Source organism: Pseudomonas sp. CP-1 (genome assembly GCF_021213715.1).
In the GTDB taxonomy this organism is placed as follows: Bacteria; Pseudomonadota; Gammaproteobacteria; order Pseudomonadales; family Pseudomonadaceae; genus Pseudomonas; species Pseudomonas aeruginosa.
Genome location: NZ_JAJQKY010000014.1, coordinates 76,895 through 97,394, shown reverse-complemented (window position 1 = coordinate 97,394; position 20,500 = coordinate 76,895). Strand labels below are relative to the sequence as shown.

The window sequence follows — 20,500 nt, the reverse complement described above, 5'->3', positions numbered from 1 at the left end:
GGGACGCGGGACGAGCGCATCCGCAGGTGCCTTGGCGGAAAGGCCGCGGGTCGGAGCGATCCGCGGCGGCTGAGGACCGCTCAGAAGAAGCCCAGCGGGTCGATGTCGTAGCTCACCAGCAGGTTCTTGGTCTGCTGGTAGTGGTCAAGCATCATCTTGTGCGTCTCGCGACCGACGCCGGACTTCTTGTAGCCGCCGAACGCGGCGTGGGCCGGGTACAGGTGGTAGCAGTTGGTCCACACGCGACCGGCCTTGATCCCGCGGCCCATGCGGTAGGCGCGGTTGATGTCACGGGTCCAGAGACCGGCGCCGAGGCCGTACTCGGTGTCGTTGGCGATGGCCAGGGCCTCGGCTTCGTCCTTGAAGGTGGTGACGCCGACCACCGGGCCGAAGATTTCCTCCTGGAACACGCGCATCTTGTTGTGTCCCTTGAGCAGGGTCGGCTGGATGTAGTAGCCGCTGGCCAGGTTGCCTTCGAGCTTCTCGACGCTGCCGCCGGCGAGCAGCTCGGCGCCGACCTGCTGGGCGATGTCGAGGTAGGAGAGGATCTTCTCGTCCTGCTGCTGGGAAGCCGGGTCGCCGACCATGGTCTCGTTGTCCAGCGGGTCGCCGCGCTTGATCGCCCTGACCTTTTTCAGCACCTCTTCCATGAACGCCGGGGAGATCGACTCCTGGACCAGCGCGCGGGACGGGCAGGTGCACACCTCACCCTGGTTGAAGAAGGCCAGCACCAGACCCTCGGCGGCCTTCTCGATGAACGCCGGCTCGGCCTGCATGATGTCTTCGAAATAGATGTTCGGGCTCTTGCCGCCCAGCTCGACGGTGGAGGGAATGATGTTCTCCGCCGCGCACTTGAGGATGTGCGAGCCGACCGGGGTGGAACCGGTGAAGGCGATCTTGGCGATGCGCTTGCTGGTGGCCAGGGCCTCGCCGGCCTCCCTGCCGAAGCCCTGGACGACATTGAGCACGCCCGGCGGCAGCAGGTCGCCGATGAGTTCCAGCAGCACGCAGATGCCCAGCGGGGTCTGCTCGGCCGGCTTGAGCACCACGCAGTTGCCGGCGGCCAGCGCCGGGGCCAGCTTCCAGGCGGCCATCAGCAGTGGGAAGTTCCACGGGATGATCTGCCCGACCACGCCCAAGGGCTCGTGGATGTGGTAGGCCACGGTGCTGTCGTTGATCTCGGCGGCGGAGCCTTCCTGGGCGCGGATGCAGCCGGCGAAGTAGCGGAAGTGGTCGGCGGCCAGGGGGATGTCGGCGTTGAGGGTCTCGCGCACGGCCTTGCCGTTGTCCCAGGTCTCGGTGACGGCGAGCAGTTCCAGGTTCTGCTCGATGCGGTCGGCGATCTTCAGCAGGATGTTCGAACGCTCCTGCACCGAGGTGCGGCCCCAGGCGTCGGCGGCGGCGTGGGCGGCGTCGAGGGCCTTGTCGATGTCCTCGGCGGTGGAACGGGGGAACTCGGCGATCGGCTGGCCGTTCACCGGCGAGGTGTTGGTGAAGTACTGGCCCTTGACCGGAGGCACGAACTCGCCGCCGATGTAGTTGCCGTAGCGGGCCTTGAAGGAAACGATGGCGCCTTCGCTACCGGGATGAGCGTAACGCATGATGGTATCTCCTGGCTCTTGTGCTTATTAGGGGAGGACGCGCTGTCGCGCTTGTCGTAAGCCTGGAGCAAGGGCCGGGCCAGAGTGGCGAAAGGCCCGAAGTAGAGCGTCCTGGAGGTTTCGCAGGGGGGCTTGCGAACGCTCCCTGTCACGCGGGCGGGACGCTCGTGAGTGACACTCTGTACCGTTTTCGGCGCAGCGCATGACTCATCGGTCAGTCCGTCGTTGCATTGCGCCCCGGCCTGTTGGATGCTGCACCGATAGCCGTCCGGAGACTCGCGGACCGATCCACCGCGCCCAGGCAAGAGACGGCCCGTCCCTCGCGGAGAACCATAACAATGCCTGCCAGTTCCATGAGCCGCCACGCGCGGCAAGTGCTGACCGTCGCCCAGGGCAAGATCCCGCCGGGCGGCCCTGCGACCGATCCGTCCATCGCCCGCTCCTGGCTGCGCTGCCTGGAACAGCACCATCTCGATCCCGGCCAGCCGATGGCGCCGATGGTGCTGGAGCACGCGCGCATGCTCGAACGCCGCGAGCGCCTGCAACAGGTGCTGGAGATCGCCGATGGCGAGATGCACAGCCTCTACCAGCAGCTTTCCGGCAACGACCACGCGGTACTACTCACCGATGCCCGCGGGGTGATCCTCAATTGCGTCAACGCCGACGCCCAGCGCCAGACCTTCGAACACGCCGGCCTCTGGCTCGGCGCCGACTGGAGCGAGCCCTGCGAAGGCACCAACGGCATCGGCACCTGCGTGGTCGAGCGGCAGGCCCTGACCATCCAGCAGGAAGAGCACTTCCGTAGCCGCCACACCGGCCTGACCTGCTCGGCGAGCCCGGTGTTCGATCCGCAGGGCGAGCTGATGGCGGTGCTCGACGTGTCTTCGGCGCGCCAGGAAGTCTCGCGGCAGAGCCAGTTCCACACCATGGCGCTGGTCAACCTGTCGGCGAAGATCATCGAGGGCTGCTATTTCCTCCGTCGCTTCGAGGGCTCCTGGCTGCTGCGCTTCCATGTCCAGGGCGACTATGTCGGCCTGTTCAGCGAAGGGCTGCTGGCCTTCGAGGAAGACGGGCGGATCCGCGCGGTGAACCAGAGCGCGCTGAACCTGCTCGGTTGTCCGCGCCAGCGCCTGCTCGGCCAGCCGGTGGAGACCTTCTTCGATTGCCGTCTCGACGACCTGCTCGGTCGCGCCTCGCCGCAACCCAGCGCCAGCTGGCCGCTGCGCACCCGCGAGGGACGGACCCTGTACGCCATGCTGCGCGGCGCGCCGCGGGCGATACCCCAGGGCCTGGCGGTGCCCCCGGCAGCGAAGCCGGCGCCTGCCGCGCCCGGCCTGTGCCTGGGCGACGCCGAGCTGGCCGCCGATTTCCGCCGGGCGCTGAAGGTCTACGCGCGCGACGTGCCGCTGCTGCTCAACGGCGAGACCGGTTCCGGCAAGGAGGCCTTCGCCAAGGCCGTGCACCTGGCCGGCCCGCGCGCGGAACAGGCGTTCGTCGCGCTGAACTGCGCGGCGATCCCGGAAACCCTGATCGAGAGCGAACTGTTCGGTTATCGCGGCGGCAGCTTCACCGGCGCGCGCAAGGAGGGCATGCGCGGCAAGTTGCAGCAGGCTGACGGCGGCACCCTGTTCCTCGACGAGATCGGCGACATGCCGCTGGCCTTGCAGACCCGCCTGCTGCGGGTGCTGGAAGAGCGCCGGGTAGTACCGCTGGGCGGCGAGCCGGAGGATGTCGACGTGCGCCTGATCAGCGCTACCCACCGCGACCTGGCCGAGCTGGTCGCCGATGGACGCTTCCGCGAGGATCTCTACTACCGCCTCAATGGCATGGTCGTGAGCCTGCCGCCGCTGCGCGAGCGCAGCGACCGCGAGGAGCTGCTGGACTACCTGCTGGCCGAGGAAGCCAGGGGCCAGCGCATCCAGCTCGACGGCGAGGTTCGCCAGGGCCTGCTGGCCTACCGCTGGCCGGGCAACGTCCGGCAGATGCGCACGGTGCTACGGACCCTGGTGGCACTCTGCGAGGACGGCCGGGTCGGCCTGCGCGACCTGCCCGCGGATATCCGCCAGGCCCTGGCGGTGCTGCCGCCCGCCGCAGCGGCGCCCGCCCCGGCCGCGGGCAACAGCCTGGACGACGCCGAGCGAGCCGCGTTGCTGGCGGCGCTGGATGGCCAGCGCTGGCACGTGAGCCGGGTGGCCGAGCAACTGGGGATCAGCCGCAACACCCTGTATCGCAAGCTGCGCCGGCACGGCCTGGTGCGCGGTCAGGCCTGACGGGCGGGACGGCTCCAGGCGGGCCGCCGCGAGGCCGGCGGGAACCCCGCCGACGCCGCGTCGTCTGATGCCGCGACGCCGGGCGGCCGGCGCCTCCGCTGTGCTAATCTGCCGCCCATTCACAGCGCCTTCGACGGCTTGATCTGCAGGAGTCTGCATGCACATCCACGTACTCGGCATCTGCGGGACCTTCATGGGCTCGCTGGCCGTGCTGGCCAAGGAACTGGGCCACCGGGTGACCGGTTCCGACGCCAACGTCTACCCCCCCATGAGCACCCAGCTGCAAGCCCAGGGCATCGAGCTGATGCAGGGCTACGATCCGGCCCACCTGGAGCCGGCGCCGGACCTGGTAGTGATCGGCAACGCCCTGTCGCGCGGCAATCCGGCGGTGGAGCATGTCCTGAACAAGGGCCTGCCCTACGTTTCCGGCCCGCAGTGGCTGGCCGACCACGTGCTGCAAGGACGCTGGGTGCTGGCGGTGGCCGGTACCCACGGCAAGACCACCACCACCAGCATGCTCGCCTGGGTTCTGGAGCACGCCGGCATGAGCCCGGGCTTCCTGATCGGCGGGGTGCCGCAGAACTTCGGGGTTTCGGCGCGCCTGGGCGGTACGCCGTTCTTCGTGGTCGAGGCCGACGAGTACGACAGCGCCTTCTTCGACAAGCGCTCGAAGTTCGTCCATTACCGCCCGCGCACGGCGATCCTGAACAACCTGGAATTCGACCACGCGGATATCTTCCCCGACCTCGCGGCCATCGAGCGGCAGTTCCACCATCTGGTGCGCACTGTGCCGGGCGAGGGCCTGATCATTCGCCCGAGCGCCGAGAAAGCCCTGGAGCGCGTACTCGGGATGGGCTGCTGGACCCCGGTGCAGACCACCGGCGAAGGCGGCCAGTGGCAGGCGCGCCTGCTCGCCGAGGACGGCTCGCGCTTCGAGGTGCTGTTCGACGGCATCGTCCAGGGCGAGGTGGACTGGCCGCTGACCGGCCTGCACAACGTCGCCAACGCCCTCGCCAGCCTGGCGGCGGCGCGCCATGTCGGCGTGATGCCCAGCCAGGGCGCGGCGGCGCTCAGCGAGTTCCGCAACGTCAAGCGGCGCATGGAGAAGGTCGCGGAGGTCCGGGGCGTGACCCTCTACGACGACTTCGCCCACCATCCGACCGCCATCGCCACCACCCTCGACGGCCTGCGCAAGCAGGTTGGCGCCGATACCCAGGTGATCGCCATCGTCGAGCCGCGTTCCAACTCGATGAAGCTCGGCGCTCATCGCGACGGCCTGCCGGACAGCGTGCGCCAGGCCGACCAGGTGCTCTGGTACGCGCCGCCGAACCTGGGCTGGGACCTGGCCGCCACCGCCGCGCAATGCGCGATACCGTCGCAGGTCTGCGATACCCTGGAGGCGATCATAGAGCAGGTGCGCCAGCAGGCCAGGCCCGGCGCGCAAGTGGTGATCATGAGCAACGGCGGCTTCGGCGGCTTGCACGGCAAGCTGGCCGCGGCGCTGGCCGAGTGAGGGGCGCGATGAGCGGTCCGGAACGCATTACCCTGGCGATGACCGGCGCCTCAGGCGCCCAGTACGGCCTGCGCTTGCTCGATTGCCTGGTGCAGGAAGAGCGCGAGGTGCACTTCCTGATCTCCAAGGCCGCGCAACTGGTGATGGCCACCGAGACCGACGTGGCCCTGCCGGCCAAGCCGCAGGCGATGCAGGCCTTCCTCACCGAATATTGCGGTGCCGCCGCCGGACAGATCCGCGTGTTCGGCCAGAACGACTGGATGGCGCCGCCGGCCTCCGGCTCCAGCGCGCCCAATGCCATGGTGATCTGCCCGTGTTCCACCGGCACCCTGTCGGCGGTCGCCACGGGGGCCTGCAACAACCTCATCGAGCGCGCCGCCGATGTCGCCCTGAAGGAGCGCCGGCCGCTGGTGCTGGTGCCGCGCGAGGCGCCGTTCTCCAGTATCCACCTGGAAAACATGCTCAAGCTGTCCAACCTCGGCGCGGTGATCCTGCCGGCGGCGCCGGGCTTCTACCACCAGCCGCAATCGGTGGAGGACCTGGTGGACTTCGTCGTCGCGCGAATCCTCAACACCCTGGGGATTCCCCAGGACATGCTGCCGCGCTGGGGGGAACAGCACCTTGTCAGCGACGAGTAGGGTGCTGCTACTGGTCCTGGCGGTGCAGTTAGGCGGTTGCGCCACCGTGCGCACCCTGGATGCGGCCAAGCCAGGGGCGCCGGTGGTCTACGCCGGCACCCGGCTGGACTGGTACAGCCTGCACGGCGGCTGCTGCCCAATGGAACGCTTCGGCGCGGAGGCGCCGGCCCATCCGGGGCTCGACCTGCCGGGCAGCGCGCTGCTGGACACCCTGTTGCTGCCGTTCTCGCTGGCCACCGCCATCGGCCTCAACCTCGGCGTCAGCGGCGGCATGTAGGGCGGGACCCGCCCGCGGCTCATTTCCCCAGCTTGCGCAGTTCGTCGGACTCGACGATGCGCACGCCCTTGCCTTCCTCCAGCGCCAGGCGCCAGAGCGCGCGGGCCAGGTCGCAGGCCTCGATGCCGTGGTACTTGCCGGGAAGGATGCGGGCGATCGGCGCGGCGAGGATCTCGGCCAGGCGGAATTCCTCGCGCGGGCCGAACAGCAGCGATGGCCGGGCGATGGTCAGCTGTGGCCAGCCCTGTTCCTGCAGGGCCTGCTCCAGTTCGCCCTTGACCCGGTTGTAGAAGATCGACGACTTGGCGTCGGCGCCCAGGGCGCTGACCACCAGGTAATGCCGGGCGCCCATCTCCAGCGCGCGCTTGCCCACCGCCAGCGGCAGGTCGAAATCGACCGCGCGGAAGGCCTCCTCCGAGCCGGCTTCCTTGATCGTGGTGCCGAGGCAGCAGAAGGCGGTATCGATGCTGCCGTTGAGTTGCGGCAGCAGCTCGGCCAGCGGGCCGACCGGGTTGTCCAGCCGCGGATGCTCGGCCAGCGCCTTGCGGGCAGGGGCGATGACCTTGGCCAGGGTCGGCTCGCTCAATATCCGATCCAACAGGTGCTCGCCGGTAAGACCGGTCGCGCCGGCGAGCAGAACGCGCTTGGGCGTCGAGTGCATGTGTGTTTCTCCCCTTCCACACCAATGAGCGTAGTGCGCGGCGTATCTATTTGCCCGCCGCGCCCTCGCCGGTTTTTCCTTCCCGGGACGCGAGCGCGCGCTCGGCTTGCTGCCCCCGCAGCGTCCGCCAGTGCGCGAGCACGCGTTCCGGTAACCAGGCTTGCGGTTCCGAAGCTTCGAAACCTTCCTCCTTCTCCCTTTGACGCACTTCCTCTTTCGCCAGTTCGAACGCTTTGGACAGATCGTCGGTGCGGTTCAGCGCATTGGCCAGCAAGGCGCGGCCGAAATAGGTGAAGTCGGCGTCGTCGGAACAGCCGAACGAGACCCGGTCGGCACGCGCGGCGGTCAGGATCAGGGTACGTTCGTCTTTCAGCGGCGGGATGAAGCCCCCGCTGTAGCAGGCCGATACCACCAGCACCTTGTCGCGCTGGCGCAGCGGCGCGAGCAGTTCGGCCAGTTCCGCGGCCGGCAGGTCGCCGAGGTTCAGGCCGGGCATGTCCAGGGCCAACTGGTGGTCGCTGGAGCCGTGGCTGGTCAGGTAGATGAAGACCAGGTCTTCCGGCCCGCTGCGTTCGGCCAGGGTGCGCACGGCGCGGGACAGGCTTTCCCGGGTAGCCAGCGGGCGGTCGCCGAAGTGGTCGCGGTGGTTGACCAGGCGAATCACGCCACGAGCGGCGAAACGCTGGCCGAGCAGGTCGCCGGCGTAATCGGCCTCGCGCAGGAACACGCCCTGGCGGCCATCGCCGCCCAGGCTCAGGGCATAGAGTTCGCTGGCCGGCGTCGAGGCCGGGATCTTGCGCAGTTCTTCGTCGAGCAGGCGACCCTGGGCCAACAGGCCGATTTCCAGGGTGTCGGGCAGGGCCTTGCCGGCGGCGTCGCGGATGCGCTTGCCGTCGGCCCAGAGTCCCTGCTCACGGCTGCCGTCGGCGCGGTCCAGGGTGCCTTGGCCGGCATAGGCGCCGGCGGCGAAGCCGCCTTCGTAGCGGGTGCCGTCCAGTTGTTCGAGCAGGCCCTGGCCATGGAAGCGCCAGAACTGGAAACCGCCGCGGTAGCGGCTGCCGTCGGCGCCGAGAAGCTCGCCGGGGCCGTTCAGCGCGCCTTCGCTGAAGCGGCCGATCCAGACATCGCCGCTGGCGCTTTCGTAGCGCCCCTGGCCATGGAACTGGTTGTCCTTGAACTGGCCGACGTAGCGGTCGCCATCGGGCCCGCTCCAGCGCCCCTTGCCGTTCAGTTGCCCGTCGCGGAAGGTACCGGCGTACTGGTTGCCCTGGCTGTCGCTGAAGCTGCCTTCACCTTCCAGGCGACCCTGGCGGAAGCTGCCCTGGTAGCGGCTGCCATCGCTGCCGTCCAGCGTGCCCTGGCCGCTGTACAGGCCCTTGCGGAAACCGCCGCGGTAGCGAGTGCCCTGTTGTTCCAGGCTGCCTTCGCCATCGAACAGGCCCTGGCGGAAGCCGCCCTGGTAGACACTGCCATCGGCCATCGCCAGGCGTCCCTGACCGTCGAACAGGCCGGCCGCGAAGCCACCGCTGTAGCGGCTGCCGTCGGCACCTTGCCAGGTGCCATGGCCGTGCAGCAGGCCATGCTCGAAGCGGCCGGCGTACCAGGCGCCGTTGTCGTAGTCCAGCCGGCCCTGGCCTTCCAGGCGCCCGTCCACCAGCTCGCCGCGATAGCGCGCGCCGTCCGGCAGGCGCGCATCGGCCGGGAGCAGCGGTTCGCCCTCGCCGCAGGCGGCGAGCAGGATGACCAGGGCGGAGCAGAGCGAGAGAGACCTGGCGGGGCGAAGCATGCGGCGTTCCCGATGAGTGGTTCGGTCCGAGGGTGGAGGGGAGACAGTGTGGCGGAAAAATCGTTGCCTGGCAGTAGGGTATTTCCCTGCCGGCCTAGAGCGCCCCCGCGAGCGGGGGCTTTTGGAGGGGGAGAGGGGCGCGAAGGCGCCTGGCCGTCAAGCGAACGGCAACGCTCGCTGGGGCGGGCTCAGACGAAGCAGAGGCTGAGGGTCTCGGCGATGTAGGCGGGTTTCTCCTGGCCTTCGATCTCCAGGGTGGCGCGCGCCTTGATCAGCCACTGGCCGGGATTCTTCTCGTTGACGTCGAGCAGGGTCAGGCCCAGGCGGACCCGCGAGCCGACCCGCACCGGCTGGATGAAGCGCACCGTATCGAGGCCGTAGTTGACCGCCATCTTCAGTCCTTCGGGAAGCACCAGCAGGCCTTCCATCAGCTTCGGGATCAGCGACAGGGACAGGAAACCGTGGGCGATGGTGCCGCCGAAGGGCGTCTTCGCCGCTTTCTCCGGATCGACGTGGATGAACTGGTGGTCGCCAGTGCATTCGGCGAACTGGTCGACCCGCTCCTGGTCGATGGTGAGCCATTCGGAATGGCCGAGATCCTTGCCGACATAGTCCTTGAGCGCTGCTACGGGTACGAATGGCATAAGTCCTCCGGGAGGATGGCTGTTGTTCTCATGGTGCAGGAAGATCAGCACGCGTTGGCGACCGGGTCAAGAAACCATCGGCCTGGCGAATATCGCGTCATGCGGTGCCGCGACTGCGACTGATGGATAGGCGAGGAGCGTGCCAATGTCCCGGCGGGCTGGGCATAATGGTCGGCCCTTGCTGGAGGTGCCCATGTTGCTTCGTGGTCTGACCTGGCTGGTGCTGTTCCAGTTGCTCGGCACAGGTCTGAACGTTCTGTTGTTGCCCATGCTGCCCGGTCCGATCATCGGCCTGGTGCTGCTGTTCGGTTATTTCCTGGCGCGTGGCGAGGTCGGCAAGCCGGTCAACGAGGCGGCCGGCTCGTTGCTGCGCTACCTGCCGCTGCTGCTGGTGCCGGCGGCGGTCGGGGTGATGGCCTATGCGCGGGAGATCGCCGCCGACTTCTGGGCCATCGTCGGCGCGCTGGTACTGTCGCTGGTGCTGTCGTTCCTGTTCGCCGGCTGGATGATGCAGAAGCTCATCGATCGCCAGCAACGTCGCCGGGAGGAGTCCTGATGGCCTGGCAGGCCGCCCTCGAGGCGGTGATCCACCATCCGCTGTTCGGCGTCGGCGTGACCCTGGGCGCCTACCAGTTGGCCCTGGCCGCCTATGAACGGACCCGCTGGGTGTTCCTGCAGCCGGTGCTGGTGTCGATGCTGGTGGTGATCGGCGTACTGCTGCTTTGCGGCATCGACTACGACGAATACAGTGCCAGCGCCAAGGTCCTGACCATTCTCCTCGGCCCCGCCACGGTGGCCCTGGCGGTGCCGCTGTTCCTCAACCTGCGGCGTATCCGCCAATTGTTCTGGCCGACCCTGCTGACCCTGGTGGTCGCCGGTACGCTGGCGACGGTGCTGGGCATCGCATTCGGCTGGCTGTTCGGTGCCGAGCCGCGGATGCTGATGAGCATGGCGCCGAAGTCGGTGACCTCGCCGATCGCCATGCTGGTGGCCAGCCAGATCGGCGGCGTGGCGGCGCTGGCCGCCGTGTTCGTACTGATCACCGGGGTGCTCGGGGCGATCCTCGGGCCGGAGCTGCTGCGCGCCATCGGCGTCCGGCACCCCGCCGCGCAGGGCATGGCGCTGGGCATGACGGCCCACGCGGTGGGCACTTCGCGGGCCTTGCAGGAAGGCGAGGAGTGCGGCGCCTTCGCCGCCCTGGCGATGAGCCTGATGGGCGTTGCCACCGCAGTGCTGCTACCGTTGGCGGTAGCGCTGGTTGCCTGACGATGCCCGAGGAGTCGCGATGAAGTTGCCGTTGTTTCCCCTCAACGCCGTGCTGTTCCCCGGTTGCCGCCTGGACCTGCAGATCTTCGAGGCGCGCTACCTGGACATGATCAGCCGCTGCATGAAGCAGGGCACCGGTTTCGGCGTGGTGACCATCGGCGAAGGGCGGGAGGTCGGCGAAGCGCCGAGCCGCCTGGCGATGGTCGGCTGCGAGGCCTCGGTCCGCGACTGGCAGCAGCGCCCGAACGGCCTGCTGGGCATCCGCGTGGAGGGCGGTCGGCGTTTCCAGGTGCTGTCGGTGGAGGTCCAGGCCGACCAGCTCAGCGTTGGCGAGATCGAGTGGTTCGAAGACCTGCCGGAGCAACCCCTGACCTACGAACACAACGATCTCGCCGCGTTGCTCAGCGTGCTGGCCGAGCATCCGATGGTGGCCGCGCTGGAGATGGGCGGCGAGCCCGGCGGCCAGCAGGACCTGGCCAACCAGTTGGCCTACCTGCTGCCGTTCGATACCGAACGCAAGCTCGAACTGCTCGCCCTGCCCGACGCGCAGATGCAACTGGCGCGGATCCAGGTGCTGCTGGAGCACCTGCAGGGCGAGTTGGGTATCGACTGAGCGCCAACCCTCACAGCGGCCGGTAGCGCGCAATGGCTTCCGGCAGGGCCCAGCCGGCGGCGATCGCCAGGGTCGCCACGCAGACCGGCAACAGCAGCCACCAGACCCGTTGCGGCAGCGCCGGCAGCGACTCGCGGCGCTGGCTCAGCCACAGGCTGGCGGCGCAGACCGTAGTGGCGAGCAGGGCGCCGGCGACGATGTCCGACGGCCAGTGCACGCCAAGGTAGACCCGCGACAGGGCGATGCTCAGCGACGGGATCACCGCCAGCAGTACCCAGGTCAGGCGCCAGCGCGGCGGTTGCTGGCGGCTGGCGAGGACGCCCAGGGTGAGGAAGAAGGCGAAGGACGCCGAGCTGTGCCCGCTGGGGAAGCTGAAGCTGCTCAGCGGTTCGGCCAGCACTTCCGGGCGGGCGCGGGCGAACAGGGTCTTCAGGGTCTGGTTGGCCAGCGCGGTACCCACCAGGGTGCCGATGGCGAAGATGGCCGGACGCCATTGCCGGGTCAGCAGGAGGATACCGCCGAGCAGCGCGCCGGCGATGAACTGGGTGCGGAAATCGCCGAGCCGGGTGACCACCACCATCACCGGGTTCAGGTCGGCGTTGCGGTGCTCCTGGACCAGCGTCATCAGGCCCTGGTCGAGGTCCTGGAGGTACGGCCAGGCGACGGTCATCGCCAGCAGCAGGACCAGGCTCAGCGCGGCCGCCACAGCGGTTGCCCAGCGTTTGCGTCGCAGGCTGGCCTGGACTACCACGCCGACCAGCACCGCCAGGCAGGCCGCGACGATCCCGGCTTCGCTCCAGAAGCCTTCCGGCAACGGCAGGCGCAGGGCTGCGCCGGTGGCCCAGCCGGGCAACAGGTAGGCGACCGCCCAGCCGGCGGCGGCAATCAGCGAAACGCCGAGAAAACGGCCGAACGGCATGTCGAGCATGCCGGCGACCATCGGCAGCATCGGCCGCAGGGCGCCGATGAAGCGGCCGACCAGCAGGCTGGCGATACCGTAGCGCTCGAAGTACACCTCGGCGGCGGTGATCCACTGCGGATGGCTGCGCAGGCCGGGTAGGCGGCGGATGTTCTGGTGGAAGCGGCGGCCGATCCAGTACGAGCTGAGGTCGCCCAGCACCCCGCCGGCGTAGGCCAGCAGCAGGGTTTCGCCGAGGCTGAGGGCGCCGCTGCCAGCGATCACCGCGACGCCGAACAGCAGCACCACGCCGGGCAGGACGATGCCGACGATGGCCGCGCATTCGAGGAAGGCGATGAGGAAGATGGCCAGCCCCAGCCACTCGGGGTTGGCGGCCATCCAGGCGTTGAAGCTGTCGAGACTCATTGCAGGTGCGGGTCCTGGTGTCCGAGTAGATGATAGTCGCGCCCGGCGACCTGGCCGCGGCGCAGTGGGTTGCGGGTGCAGAAGGCGGCGAAGGCGGCATCGACGAAACGGTACGGCAGGTGTTCGTCGCGCCCCTTCGGAATGCCCAGCCGAGCGGCCTGGATCACCTGGCTGGGGCGCTCGCCGACATCGTCGACGAACAGTCGCTGCGGATCGAAGCGCTGTGCGTCCCACTCCGGCACCTTCAGCCCCATGGCCTTGCACAGCAGGGTCTGGCCGGCGCACAGGCGGCCGATCTCGCGGGGCCGGCCCTGGCTGTCCGGGTTCAGGCTCTGCATCCGCTCCAGCGCCGCGTGGTCGCTGATGCGATCCAGCCAGGGATGGCCGGACTTGATCAGCACCGCATTGCCCGGCCCGCCGGCGCTGAAGTTCAGCGAGTCGCCGCCGCGCGCGTAATACATATAGATGTGCCCGCCGTCGAGGAACAGTGCCTTGCGCTTCTCGGTGTAGCCGAGCGAGGCGTGGCTGCCTTTCTCCTCCAGGTAGTAGGCCTCGGTCTCGATGATTCGCGCCGCCAGCCAGAGATTGCCCTGGCGATGGCGGATCACCTTGCCCAGCAGCTCGCGGGCGACCAGCAACGCATCGCGGTCGAAGAAGGTGTCGGGGAGTGGCCGGGCGTCGGGCCAGGGCAAACTAAGGATGGGATCGCGGGACATGGGATTGTCGCTGGGACCATGGCAGTCATAGGCTGGCGAATGATAACAACAAGAGCCTGAATCATGGTTGAACGAGAGCGTGTCGACAGTGCCCACATCACGCCCAGCGCCCATTACACTGGCTACGTCTGGTTCCGCCATCGACTCGCCGAACCGGCCTTCGCCACCGTCTTCGGCCGCTGGGTACACGGCTTCGTCGCGCCGATCAACTGGGGCGCGCAGCTCGGTTTCGGGCTGAACATCGAGGATTTCCTGTTACAAAGACACCTCATGATCGACGCGCGCCTGACCCAGGCCGTCGAACGCGAGGGAGTGGTCCAGGTGGTGGAAATGGCCTGCGGGCTCTCGCCGCGCGGGCGACGCTTCCGGCAACGCTATCCACAGTTGCGCTACCTGGAGGCCGACCTGCCGCCGATGGCCGCGCGCAAGGCGGCGCTGCTTCGCGATCAGGGTTGGCTGGGTCCGGAGCACGCGGTGGCGGCTGTGGATATCCTCGCCGAGGACGGCGAGCGCAGCCTCGCCGCGCTGTTCGCCGGGCTCGACCGCGAGCGCCCGCTGGTGGTGATCACCGAGGGGCTGGTGAACTATTTCCAGCGCCCGGTGATCGAGGCCTTCTGGAGTCGCCTGGCGACCGAACTTAAACGCTTTCCCCAGGGCACTTACCTGACCGACCTCTATCCCGATCTCCGCGAGCACCCGCGCTACCGGCAGATCCGCTGGGGAGTGGGGATCATCGGGCGGCTGACGCGGGGAAGCTATCCGTTGCACTACCGCAATGCCGCGGAAATCGAGGCGGCCTTCGCCCGCTGCGGCTTTGCCTCCACCCTGGTGCTCGACCCGCAGCGCGAAGGCGCCGCCCTGGGCTTGCCGCAGGGACGCCTGCCGAGCCTGGTGCGGGTGATCGAAAGCCGCACGGCATAGCCGCCTTTCAGGCGACCTCCGCTCGCTGCCAGGCGGCGAGGAGGTCGGCCAGTCCGGCGCTGGCCGCCGGATCGGAGTGCGGGAAGATGAAGGCGAAGCCGCCGGCGGTCGAACGCAGGGGCAGGATGTCCAAGTCCGCCAGGCCGTCGTAGCACAACCGCCAGCCGCGTTGCGGGCGGGATTCGGGCAGCTCGGCGTGCAGCCGCCCGCCGAAATAGCCGAGTTCCACCAGTTCCGCCGCATAGACGCCGAGCTGCGGATGTTCCAGCCGAGCGTGCCCCTGGGCTGGCCGATGGCGGACCTCGAAGCGTCGCTCCAGGCCGAGCAGGCGCGTGCGCGGGATCCGCGTGCTGCCCTCGGCGCGCTCCGGCAGCGCCTCGCCGCGCAGGAACGGGCCGTAGAGCCGGGCGCAGGCCTCGCGTCGTTCGAACTGGGCAAGATGGTCGGCGTCGTGGATCAGGGCGAACTCGGCGTTCCCGCAGGCATGGGCGAACACCGCATGTTCCCAGGGCTGGGTGAAATGGTCGTACTCGCCGGCGAGTACCAGGGTCGGGCAGGTCGGGTGCCGCTCGAAGCCGCCGAAGGCCAGCAGGCGCCGGCTATTCTGCCGGTAGCGTTCGATCTCCGCCACGGTCAGGCGTTGCAACTGGCGCAGCATGGCCTTGCGAAATACCGGGGAGACGCCGGTACGTTCCAGCTGTAGCGGGTTGATCAGGCCGGTCAGTACGCCGTGGGCGAAGGCGCTCTGGTCGCCCTCGTCGAGCCGGGCCAGCGCTTCTTCCAGCAGCAGCCGCGCACCGGGGCGGCCGAATGCGGTGATGCCGGCCAGTAGCAGGCGCGCGCAGCGGCGCGGATGGCGGGCGGCGAACAGCGCGGCCAGGGCCGAGCCGTAGGACAGGCCGATGGGCATCAACGGCGGCAGGCCGAGCCGTTCGGCGAAGGCCGCGATCAGGTCGGCGAGGTCTTCCAGGCTCAGTTCCGCCGCCAGTTGCAGGTTGCCGCCCTGGCTCGGCAGGTCGAGCAGGATCACCGGGTGCTCGGCGAGCAGTTCGCTGACCTCGCCGGCGAACGAGCGGAAGCTCTGGAAGGCGCCGCCCAGCAGGAGCACCGGCGGGCGCGGGTCGTCGGCGCGGGCGGCGAAGGCCTGGTAGCGCAGTTGCCAGCCGTCTAGAAAGAGGATATCCGGTTCGCTGCTCAGCGACTGCGCGCTGTAGTCGGTACGGTAGCGCATGGCGAGGCCCCGCGGTGTGTGCGTCGTTATTGTTGTTCTGCCGAGCGGGTGCCGGTGGGTGGCAGCGGCCAGGCTCGCTTCGAAGGTAAACAGAGGTAGCAATTTTGTTTACCTATCCTTCGGCCGGCGCCTGCGCCCGGGTGTCACCGTCTCGCGCACAGGCCCAGGCGCAGCGGGGCCGCCGCGTTACCGCCGGGGGCCGCAGAACGCACTGTCTACCGACCGGCTGTTGCGGCTGGGCGCGCCGGGGCTGGCTCGCTATAATCGCGCATTTCCCTGACGCCAGATGCCGAGACCATGACCGAGTCCGTCCTCGACTATATGAGCCGCCTGGGCCGCGATGCCCGCGCCGCCTCGCGGTTGCTCGCGCGCGCCGCCACCGCGCAGAAGAACCGCGCCCTGCTGGCCGCGGCCGATGCGCTGGACGCCGCCCGCGCGGAGTTGTCCCACGCCAACGAGCAGGACCTCGCCGCCGGCCGGGCCAATGGCCTGGAGCCGGCGATGCTGGACCGCCTGGCGCTGACCCCGGCGCGCATCGACGACATGATCGAGGGCCTGCGCCAGGTCGCCACGCTGCCCGACCCGATCGGCGAGATCCGCGACATGCGCTACGTGCCCTCGGGCATCCAGATCGGCAAGATGCGCGTGCCGCTGGGCGTGGTCGGGATCATCTACGAGTCGCGGCCGAACGTGACCATCGACGCCGCCAGCCTGTGCCTGAAGTCCGGCAACGCGACCATCCTGCGCGGCGGCTCCGAGGCGATCCACTCCAACCAGGCGATCGCCCGCTGCATCCAGCAGGGCCTGGCCGAGGCCGGCCTGCCGGCCGCCGCCGTGCAGGTGGTGGAAACCACCGACCGCGCCGCGGTCGGCGCGCTGATCAGCATGCCCGAATACGTCGACGTGATCGTCCCGCGCGGCGGCAAGAGCCTGATCGAGCGCATCAGCCGCGAGGCCAAGGTGCCGGTGATCAAGCACCTGGACGGCATCTGCCACGTCTACATCGATGTCGCCGCCGACCTGGACAAGGCGATTCGCGTCGCCGACAACGCCAAGACCCAGCGCTACGCGCCGTGTAATACCATGGAGACGCTGCTGGTGCATGCCGGTATCGCCGAGCGGGCGCTGCCGCCGCTGGCCACGATCTACCGCGAGAAGGGCGTGGAACTGCGCGGCGACGCCGCGACCCGCGCGCTGCTCGGCGCAGACGTGCTGGAGGCTACCGAGGAGGACTGGCGTACCGAGTACAACGCGCCGATCCTGTCGATCCGCATCGTCGACGGGCTGGACGCGGCGATCGAGCACATCAACACCTACGGCTCGCAGCACACCGACGCGATCATTACCGAGAACTTCAGCGATGCGCGGCGTTTCCTCGCCGAAGTGGATTCCGCTTCGGTGATGGTCAACGCCTCGACCCGCTTCGCCGACGGCTTCGAGTACGGCCTCGGCGCCGAGATCGGGATTTCCACCGATAAGCTGCACGCCCGCGGCCCGGTCGGCCTGGAAGGCCTGACCAGCGAGAAGTACGTCGTCTTCGGCGACGGTCACGTGCGCACCTGATGGGCAAACGTATCGGCCTGTTCGGCGGCACTTTCGACCCCGTGCATATCGGACATATGCGCAGCGCCGTGGAAATGGCCGAGCAGTTCGCCCTCGACGAACTGCGCCTGCTGCCCAATGCGCGGCCGCCGCACCGGGAAACCCCGCAGGTGTCGGCCGCGCAGCGGTTGGCGATGGTCGAGCGGGCGGTGGCGGGAGTCGAGCGATTGACGGTCGATCCCCGCGAACTGAAGCGCGACAAGCCGTCCTACACCATCGACACCCTGGAGTCGGTGCGGGCGGAGTTGGCGGCCGACGACCAGTTGTTCATGCTGATCGGCTGGGATGCCTTCTGCGGCTTGCCGACGTGGCACCGCTGGGAGGCGTTGCTGGATCACTGCCACATCGTCGTGTTGCAGCGTCCGGATGCCGACAGCGAGCCGCCGGAGTCGCTGCGCGACCTGCTGGCGGCGCGGAGCGTGGCCGACCCGCAGGCCCTGAAAGGGCCGGGCGGGCAGATCACCTTCGTCTGGCAGACGCCGCTGGCGGTGTCCGCCACCCAGATCCGTGCGCTGCTGGGTGCCGGGCGCTCCGTGCGTTTCCTGGTGCCGGACGCAGTATTGAACTACATCGAGGCGCACCACCTGTATCGTGCGCCACACTGATAAAGAAACAGAGACCGACTCAATGCAAACCGAACAACTCGTCCAAGTGGCCATCGATGCCCTGGAAGATCTCAAGGCCCAGGACATCGTGACCCTCGATGTGCGGGACAAGACCAGCGTCACCGACTACATGGTGATCGCCTGCGGCAGTTCCAGCCGCCAGGTCAAGTCGCTGGCCGACAACGTCCTGACCAAGGCCAAGGAAAACGGCGTCAAGCCCCTGGGCAGCGAAGGCCTGGAGTCCGGCGAATGGGCGCTGCTCGACCTGGGCGACGTGGTGGTCCACGTGATGCTCCCGGCGACCCGCCAGTTCTACGACCTGGAGCGCCTGTGGCAGGGCGCCGAGCAGAGCCGCGCCCAGCACCAGCCGGAAGAGTGACGCCGGCATGCGGTTGCGCCTGATCGCGGTTGGCTCGCGCATGCCTCGCTGGGTCGAGGAAGGCTGGCAGGAATACGTCAAGCGCCTGCCGGCCGAGCTGTCCCTCGAACTGGTGGAGATCCCGCTCAACACCCGCGGCAAGAACGCCGACGTGGCGCGCCTGATCCGTCAGGAAGGCGAGGCCATGCTGGCGCGCGTGCAGCCGGGGGAACGGGTGGTGACCCTGGAGGTCGAAGGTCGGCCCTGGAGCACCGAGCAACTGGCTCGCGAACTGGATCGCTGGCGTCTCGACGCACGCACCGTGAATCTCATGGTCGGCGGCCCGGAAGGGCTGGCGCCGGAGGTCTGCGCGCGCAGCGAGCAGCGCTGGTCGCTGTCGCCGTTGACGCTGCCGCACCCGTTGGTGCGGATCCTGGTCGGCGAGCAGATCTACCGGGCCTGGACCGTATTGTCCGGGCACCCCTACCACAAATAGTCCCCAGTCCCGATGCCGCAGCCGATCCACCTGAAAGACCACGAGAAAGACGCCCGCCTGGTGCGTCGGCGCGTCATCGTCGGGGCGGTGGCGGTGGTCTTGCTGACCCTGGTGCTGGTGGCGCGCATGTACCACCTGCAGGTGACCCAGTACGAGTACCATTCGACGCTGTCGGAGAACAACCGGGTCCATGTGCAGCCGATCCCGCCGACCCGCGGGATCATCTTCGACCGCAACGGCGTGATCATCGCCGACAACCGGCCGAGCTTCAGCCTGACCATCACCCGCGAACGCACCGAGGACCTGCAGAAGACCCTCGACACGCTGGTGGAGATCCTCGGCCTGACCGAGGACGACCGGGCCATCTTCGAGAAGCGCATGAAGCAGGGGCGGCGTCCGTTCGAGCCGGTTCCCATCATGTTCGAACTCAACGAGGAACAGATCGCCCGCATCGCGGTGAACCAGTTCCGCCTGCCGGGCGTCGACGTGGCGACCCAGTTCGTCCGCCACTACCCGCTGAAGGAGCACTTCGCCCATTCGGTCGGGTACGTCGGGCGGATCAACGAGCAGGAACTGAAGAACCTCGACCCGATCAACTACAGCGGCACCCACCATATCGGCAAGACCGGCATCGAGCGCTTCTACGAGAGCGAGTTGCACGGCACCGTTGGCTACGAGGAAGTCGAGACCAACGCCCGCGGGCGGGTGCTGCGGGTGCTCAAGCGCACCGACCCGATTCCCGGCAAGGACATCGTCCTGAGCATCGATAGCCGCCTGCAGGAGGCCGCCGAGAACGCCCTGGCCGGGCGGCGGGGCGCCATCGTGGCGATCCAGCCGTCCACCGGCGACGTGCTGGCGATGGTCAGCCAGCCGAGCTACGACCCCAACCTGTTCGTCACCGGCATCAGCTTCAAGGCCTATGCCGAGCTGCGCGACTCCATCGACCGGCCGCTGTACAACCGCGTCCTGCGCGGGCTCTATCCGCCGGGCTCGACGGTGAAGCCGGCGGTGGCACTGGCCGGCCTCGACGCCGGGGTGGTCACGCCGACCTCGCGGGTCTTCGACCCCGGCTACTACCAGTTGCCCAACTACGACCACAAGTACCGTAACTGGAACCGCTACGGCGATGGCTGGGTGAGCCTGGAGTCGGCGATCTACCGGTCCAACGACACCTATTTCTACGACCTCGCGCACAAGCTGGGGATCGACCGCCTGCACGCCTTCATGAGCCGCTTCGGCTTCGGCCAGAAAGTCGCCCTGGACATGTTCGGCGAAGCCGACGGGCTGATGCCCTCGCGCGAATGGAAGCGCAAGACCCGCCGCCAGGTCTGGTACCCGGGGGAGACCCTGATCCTCGGCATCGGCCAGGGCTACATGCAGGCGACGCCGATCCAACTGGCGCAGATGACCGCGCTACTGGCCAACAAGGGCCACTGGATCCGCCCGCACCTGGCCAAGACCATCGACGGCCAGCCGCCGGTCGACCCCGACCCGATGCCCGACATCGTGCTGCGCGACCCGGCCAACTGGGACCGCGTCGACTACGGCATGCAGCAGGTGGTGCATGGCGCCCGCGGCACGGCGCGCAAGGTTGGCGCCACCTCGGCCTACCTGATCGCCGGCAAGAGCGGTACCGCCCAGGTGGTGGCGATCAAGCAGAACGAGCGCTACGACCGCTCCAAGCTGCTCGAGCGGCACCGCGACCACGCCCTGTTCGTCGGCTTCGCGCCGGCCAACAACCCGCAGATCGCGGTGGCGGTGATGGTGGAGAACGGCGAGTCCGGCTCCGGCGTCGCCGCCCCGGTGGTCAAGCAGGTGATGGACGCCTGGCTGCTCGACGAGCACGGCAAGCTCAAGGCCGAATACGCGGAACCCGTCGCGCCGCTCGCGGCGGCGGTGGCCAAGCCCGAACCCACGGCAGCCGAGCCGGAGGCGCCCGCCCTTGAACAGTAACTTCGACCGCACCCTGTCCAACGAA

20 protein-coding genes are annotated in these 20,500 nt (G+C 68.6%); 13 read left to right on the top strand and 7 right to left on the bottom strand.

Annotation, left to right across the window (positions count from 1 at the left end):
• Positions 1–80: 80 nt before the first annotated feature.
• Entirely contained in the window at positions 81–1,601 is a 1,521-nt protein-coding gene (gene exaC, locus LT948_RS23990) for an acetaldehyde dehydrogenase ExaC (RefSeq protein WP_232197124.1), read from the bottom strand.
• Positions 1,602–1,939: 338 nt separating this feature from the next.
• On the opposite strand from exaC, the gene eatR reads away from it, so the two are divergent.
• The 4 genes from eatR (at position 1,940) to LT948_RS23970 (ending at position 6,299) form a co-directional block, all read left to right on the top strand.
• Positions 1,940–3,871: a sigma-54-dependent transcriptional regulator EatR gene (gene eatR, locus LT948_RS23985; RefSeq protein WP_009313360.1), complete on the top strand. Its 1,932-nt coding sequence runs from the start codon at positions 1,940–1,942 to the stop codon at positions 3,869–3,871.
• A 157-nt stretch (positions 3,872–4,028) separates the two neighbouring features.
• Positions 4,029–5,384, top strand: coding sequence for a UDP-N-acetylmuramate:L-alanyl-gamma-D-glutamyl-meso-diaminopimelate ligase (gene mpl / locus LT948_RS23980; protein ID WP_003093229.1), 1,356 nt, complete (start codon positions 4,029–4,031; stop codon positions 5,382–5,384).
• 8 nt (positions 5,385–5,392) lie between these two features.
• The gene (gene ubiX / locus LT948_RS23975; protein WP_003093227.1) at positions 5,393–6,022 is read left to right on the top strand and encodes a flavin prenyltransferase UbiX; all 630 of its coding nucleotides are present in this window, start codon (positions 5,393–5,395) and stop codon (positions 6,020–6,022) included.
• Complete coding sequence (locus LT948_RS23970) at positions 6,006–6,299, top strand: YceK/YidQ family lipoprotein (protein ID WP_023094415.1); 294 nt, start codon at positions 6,006–6,008, stop codon at positions 6,297–6,299. Before ubiX ends, LT948_RS23970 begins: the two co-directional genes overlap by 17 nt.
• A gap of 19 nt (positions 6,300–6,318) precedes the next feature.
• Here the strand turns inward: LT948_RS23970 and LT948_RS23965 are convergent, their stop codons facing one another.
• The 3 genes from LT948_RS23965 to LT948_RS23955 all read right to left on the bottom strand — a co-directional run bounded on the left by LT948_RS23965 (position 6,319) and on the right by LT948_RS23955 (position 9,390).
• Positions 6,319–6,960, bottom strand: coding sequence for an oxidoreductase (locus tag LT948_RS23965; protein WP_003093223.1), 642 nt, complete (start codon positions 6,958–6,960; stop codon positions 6,319–6,321).
• A gap of 46 nt (positions 6,961–7,006) precedes the next feature.
• The gene (locus LT948_RS23960; RefSeq protein WP_003118249.1) at positions 7,007–8,746 is read right to left on the bottom strand and encodes a C13 family peptidase; all 1,740 of its coding nucleotides are present in this window, start codon (positions 8,744–8,746) and stop codon (positions 7,007–7,009) included.
• Positions 8,747–8,934: 188 nt separating this feature from the next.
• Positions 8,935–9,390 (bottom strand): MaoC family dehydratase, encoded by a 456-nt coding sequence (locus LT948_RS23955; protein ID WP_003093220.1) that lies wholly within the window; start codon positions 9,388–9,390, stop codon positions 8,935–8,937.
• 193 nt (positions 9,391–9,583) lie between these two features.
• Between LT948_RS23955 and LT948_RS23950 the strand changes: the two genes are divergently transcribed.
• From LT948_RS23950 to LT948_RS23940, 3 genes are read left to right on the top strand one after another with little or no spacing between them, the layout of a single operon-like run.
• Complete coding sequence (locus tag LT948_RS23950; protein WP_003100294.1) at positions 9,584–9,946, top strand: CidA/LrgA family protein; 363 nt, start codon at positions 9,584–9,586, stop codon at positions 9,944–9,946.
• Positions 9,946–10,656, top strand: a complete 711-nt coding sequence (locus tag LT948_RS23945) for an LrgB family protein (protein WP_003093214.1) — start codon at positions 9,946–9,948, stop codon at positions 10,654–10,656. The genes LT948_RS23950 and LT948_RS23945 overlap by 1 nt, the downstream gene beginning before the upstream one ends.
• Positions 10,657–10,675: 19 nt before the next feature.
• On the top strand, positions 10,676–11,269 hold the full coding sequence (locus LT948_RS23940) for an LON peptidase substrate-binding domain-containing protein (protein WP_003093212.1): 594 nt from the start codon (positions 10,676–10,678) through the stop codon (positions 11,267–11,269).
• A gap of 10 nt (positions 11,270–11,279) precedes the next feature.
• On the opposite strand, the gene LT948_RS23935 is transcribed toward LT948_RS23940, so the two are convergent.
• Together LT948_RS23935 and LT948_RS23930 are read right to left on the bottom strand one after the other, a co-directional pair.
• Positions 11,280–12,593: a bifunctional DedA family/phosphatase PAP2 family protein gene (locus tag LT948_RS23935; protein WP_009313361.1), complete on the bottom strand. Its 1,314-nt coding sequence runs from the start codon at positions 12,591–12,593 to the stop codon at positions 11,280–11,282.
• On the bottom strand, positions 12,590–13,309 hold the full coding sequence (locus tag LT948_RS23930) for a DNA-3-methyladenine glycosylase (RefSeq protein ID WP_003110373.1): 720 nt from the start codon (positions 13,307–13,309) through the stop codon (positions 12,590–12,592). Before LT948_RS23930 ends, LT948_RS23935 begins: the two co-directional genes overlap by 4 nt.
• Before the next feature lie 63 nt (positions 13,310–13,372).
• Between LT948_RS23930 and LT948_RS23925 the strand changes: the two genes are divergently transcribed.
• Entirely contained in the window at positions 13,373–14,230 is an 858-nt protein-coding gene (locus tag LT948_RS23925) for a class I SAM-dependent methyltransferase (protein WP_003132493.1), read from the top strand.
• 7 nt (positions 14,231–14,237) lie between these two features.
• On the opposite strand, the gene LT948_RS23920 is transcribed toward LT948_RS23925, so the two are convergent.
• On the bottom strand, positions 14,238–15,461 hold the full coding sequence (locus LT948_RS23920; protein WP_003132495.1) for an alpha/beta fold hydrolase: 1,224 nt from the start codon (positions 15,459–15,461) through the stop codon (positions 14,238–14,240).
• Between the two features lie 297 nt (positions 15,462–15,758).
• Between LT948_RS23920 and LT948_RS23915 the strand changes: the two genes are divergently transcribed.
• Genes LT948_RS23915 through mrdA form a run of 5 tightly spaced genes read left to right on the top strand, consistent with a single transcriptional unit; the run spans position 15,759 to position 20,475 of the window.
• On the top strand, positions 15,759–17,024 hold the full coding sequence (locus LT948_RS23915; RefSeq protein WP_003132497.1) for a glutamate-5-semialdehyde dehydrogenase: 1,266 nt from the start codon (positions 15,759–15,761) through the stop codon (positions 17,022–17,024).
• Entirely contained in the window at positions 17,024–17,668 is a 645-nt protein-coding gene (nadD, locus tag LT948_RS23910) for a nicotinate-nucleotide adenylyltransferase (RefSeq protein WP_003110376.1), read from the top strand. Before LT948_RS23915 ends, nadD begins: the two co-directional genes overlap by 1 nt.
• A gap of 22 nt (positions 17,669–17,690) precedes the next feature.
• Positions 17,691–18,047 (top strand): ribosome silencing factor, encoded by a 357-nt coding sequence (gene rsfS, locus LT948_RS23905; RefSeq protein ID WP_003100305.1) that lies wholly within the window; start codon positions 17,691–17,693, stop codon positions 18,045–18,047.
• Between the two features lie 7 nt (positions 18,048–18,054).
• The gene (gene rlmH / locus LT948_RS23900) at positions 18,055–18,522 is read left to right on the top strand and encodes a 23S rRNA (pseudouridine(1915)-N(3))-methyltransferase RlmH (protein ID WP_003093193.1); all 468 of its coding nucleotides are present in this window, start codon (positions 18,055–18,057) and stop codon (positions 18,520–18,522) included.
• A gap of 12 nt (positions 18,523–18,534) precedes the next feature.
• Positions 18,535–20,475, top strand: coding sequence for a penicillin-binding protein 2 (mrdA, locus tag LT948_RS23895; RefSeq protein WP_003093191.1), 1,941 nt, complete (start codon positions 18,535–18,537; stop codon positions 20,473–20,475).
• Positions 20,476–20,500 lie beyond the last annotated feature (25 nt).

What these genes read in the sequence shown, in the direction of transcription:
- exaC (WP_232197124.1), bottom strand. Translation starts at nt 1,601, where the DNA reads ATGCGTTACGCTCATCCCGGTAGCGAAGGCGCCATCGTTTCCTTCAAG.
- eatR (WP_009313360.1), top strand. Translation starts at nt 1,940, where the DNA reads ATGCCTGCCAGTTCCATGAGCCGCCACGCGCGGCAAGTGCTGACCGTC.
- mpl (WP_003093229.1), top strand. Translation starts at nt 4,029, where the DNA reads ATGCACATCCACGTACTCGGCATCTGCGGGACCTTCATGGGCTCGCTG.
- ubiX (WP_003093227.1), top strand. Translation starts at nt 5,393, where the DNA reads ATGAGCGGTCCGGAACGCATTACCCTGGCGATGACCGGCGCCTCAGGC.
- LT948_RS23965 (WP_003093223.1), bottom strand. Translation starts at nt 6,960, where the DNA reads ATGCACTCGACGCCCAAGCGCGTTCTGCTCGCCGGCGCGACCGGTCTT.
- LT948_RS23960 (WP_003118249.1), bottom strand. Translation starts at nt 8,746, where the DNA reads ATGCTTCGCCCCGCCAGGTCTCTCTCGCTCTGCTCCGCCCTGGTCATC.
- LT948_RS23955 (WP_003093220.1), bottom strand. Translation starts at nt 9,390, where the DNA reads ATGCCATTCGTACCCGTAGCAGCGCTCAAGGACTATGTCGGCAAGGAT.
- LT948_RS23950 (WP_003100294.1), top strand. Translation starts at nt 9,584, where the DNA reads ATGTTGCTTCGTGGTCTGACCTGGCTGGTGCTGTTCCAGTTGCTCGGC.
- LT948_RS23945 (WP_003093214.1), top strand. Translation starts at nt 9,946, where the DNA reads ATGGCCTGGCAGGCCGCCCTCGAGGCGGTGATCCACCATCCGCTGTTC.
- LT948_RS23940 (WP_003093212.1), top strand. Translation starts at nt 10,676, where the DNA reads ATGAAGTTGCCGTTGTTTCCCCTCAACGCCGTGCTGTTCCCCGGTTGC.
- LT948_RS23935 (WP_009313361.1), bottom strand. Translation starts at nt 12,593, where the DNA reads ATGAGTCTCGACAGCTTCAACGCCTGGATGGCCGCCAACCCCGAGTGG.
- LT948_RS23930 (WP_003110373.1), bottom strand. Translation starts at nt 13,309, where the DNA reads ATGTCCCGCGATCCCATCCTTAGTTTGCCCTGGCCCGACGCCCGGCCA.
- LT948_RS23925 (WP_003132493.1), top strand. Translation starts at nt 13,373, where the DNA reads ATGGTTGAACGAGAGCGTGTCGACAGTGCCCACATCACGCCCAGCGCC.
- LT948_RS23920 (WP_003132495.1), bottom strand. Translation starts at nt 15,461, where the DNA reads ATGCGCTACCGTACCGACTACAGCGCGCAGTCGCTGAGCAGCGAACCG.
- LT948_RS23915 (WP_003132497.1), top strand. Translation starts at nt 15,759, where the DNA reads ATGACCGAGTCCGTCCTCGACTATATGAGCCGCCTGGGCCGCGATGCC.
- nadD (WP_003110376.1), top strand. Translation starts at nt 17,024, where the DNA reads ATGGGCAAACGTATCGGCCTGTTCGGCGGCACTTTCGACCCCGTGCAT.
- rsfS (WP_003100305.1), top strand. Translation starts at nt 17,691, where the DNA reads ATGCAAACCGAACAACTCGTCCAAGTGGCCATCGATGCCCTGGAAGAT.
- rlmH (WP_003093193.1), top strand. Translation starts at nt 18,055, where the DNA reads ATGCGGTTGCGCCTGATCGCGGTTGGCTCGCGCATGCCTCGCTGGGTC.
- mrdA (WP_003093191.1), top strand. Translation starts at nt 18,535, where the DNA reads ATGCCGCAGCCGATCCACCTGAAAGACCACGAGAAAGACGCCCGCCTG.